Source organism: uncultured Roseobacter sp. (assembly GCF_947496515.1).
GTDB lineage: Bacteria > Pseudomonadota > Alphaproteobacteria > Rhodobacterales > Rhodobacteraceae > Roseobacter.
The window spans coordinates 1-1,648 of record NZ_CANMDB010000048.1; the positions used below are offsets into that span (position 1 = coordinate 1).

General features: G+C 61.6%; 1 protein-coding gene and 1 pseudogene. Both read left to right on the forward strand.

Annotated elements, in window-relative coordinates; all coding sequences use genetic code 11:
• Positions 1-566 (forward strand): annotated as a pseudogene (locus Q1A53_RS23305) (type VI secretion system tip protein VgrG); the annotation flags it as partial.
• An 8-nt stretch (positions 567-574) separates the two neighbouring features.
• Complete coding sequence (locus Q1A53_RS23310) at positions 575-1,627, forward strand: DUF2169 domain-containing protein (protein WP_299971794.1); 1,053 nt, start codon at positions 575-577, stop codon at positions 1,625-1,627.
• The last annotated feature ends 21 nt before the right edge of the window (positions 1,628-1,648 follow it).

Here is a 1,648-nt window from a genome sequence, read left to right on the forward strand (position 1 = left end):
GTGTCTCGGCACTGGCGCTCATGGCCAGCGTTCAGGGGCTCGCTGGCCATACCGCCGGCCTTTTGAAACAGGCGGGTGACGTCGCTGGTCAGGGTGGCAACCCTGCGATCCTTGGCTTTGCCGGCACGCTCGCCTCCTCGGCGCTCGGGTTTCTGGGAGCCGGTGGGTTGGTCAGCCGGTCAGGCGTGGTGGACGGCGGCAGCAACCGCCCCGATGCCGGACGTGCTTTGGGCGACGCAGGCTCGGGCGTCGGAAGCGCCGCGGCGGGTCTTTTCCCGATGCCCGGGGTGATGAACACCATCGTGGGCAGTTTCCGCTCCGACACCATCGGCGTCGCCCGCGCCGAGCAGATCGGCACCAGCAAGGTCACGAACGTGGGATCAACCTCGCTCGAAAGCGTCGGCAAGTACAAGAAGATCGCGGTGGGCGAGGAATTCGTCATCGAATGTGGCGACAGCAAGCTCGTCATGAAGTCGAACGGCGAGATCCTGATCATGGGCAAGACCTTCAACTTTGTGGCGACAGATCATTTCCAGATGCGCGGCAAACCGATTGATATGAACTGAGCGGTGTTGTGAAACTGGTCAACAACACCGGCTTTTCTGCCTTTGCGTTTCGTCAGTATGATGACACTGGCGGTCTTGATGCCGTAATCTCGGTGCGCGGCTACTACCAGCATCGCCAAGGCACGGCTGCCGTCAGGGACGAAAAAGGGGACGGCTTCCAATGGCAGGATACGTTTGAGGCAGATCCCTTCACCTCCCCCCTGATCTGCCAAAGCGATCTGGTACCCCAGAAGCCCGGAACCGATGTGACGTTTCTGGGCGAGAGCTTTGCGGGCCCTGACGATGCGGCCACCTGGAAGTGCAAACTGGAATTGGGTCCGATCTCGAAGGAACTAAGCGTCTCCGGCCCGCGGCACTGGATCAAAGAAACCCAGAGGTCTTTCATCTCGCACTGCGAGCGTTGGGCCATCGGACCAGCGGCGCGCGCATCATCCGTCCCCATGGATTGGCGGTTGACCGGCGGAGGACCTGTCATTCGCGCAGAGGGTCCGGATGAGCAGACCATTGACCCGCGCAATCCGATCGGGCTTGCATACCCCGGAGTTGACGCGCCGGAGGGCGATTATCGGGCGCCACAGATCAGCCGCTCCGTCGAAGGAGACGATACTGCCCCCGCAGGACTGGGACCCCTGGCCCCTTTCTGGGAGGATCGGGCGCAACATGCCGGCACCTACGATGATGAATGGACGCAAAAGCGCCATCCCCTGCTGCCTCATGACTTCGATCCAAAGTTCTGGCACTGCGCACCGCCAGATCAGATCGCCGTTCCCTACCTTCGTGGCGATGAGGCCTATCGGCTGACCAATCTTCATCCCGAGCATGTTTGCGCCGAAGGGCAGCTTCCGGGCGTTGATCTGGCAGTTTTGTGTGAGAACAAAGGCGGGTCGGAATGGCACGTGCTCAGCCTCGATGGGGTGCATTTCGACTGGCGTGACACCGACAGGATCATGTTGACCTGGCGCACGCGCTTTCCGCTGCCCCATGCCGCGCTGGCGCAGCTCACGCTGGAGCGTGTGACATTTGGTGATGCTGCGCGCCTGTCTCGGGCAGATGTGGCATGAGCATTCCAGCGGATGACTATA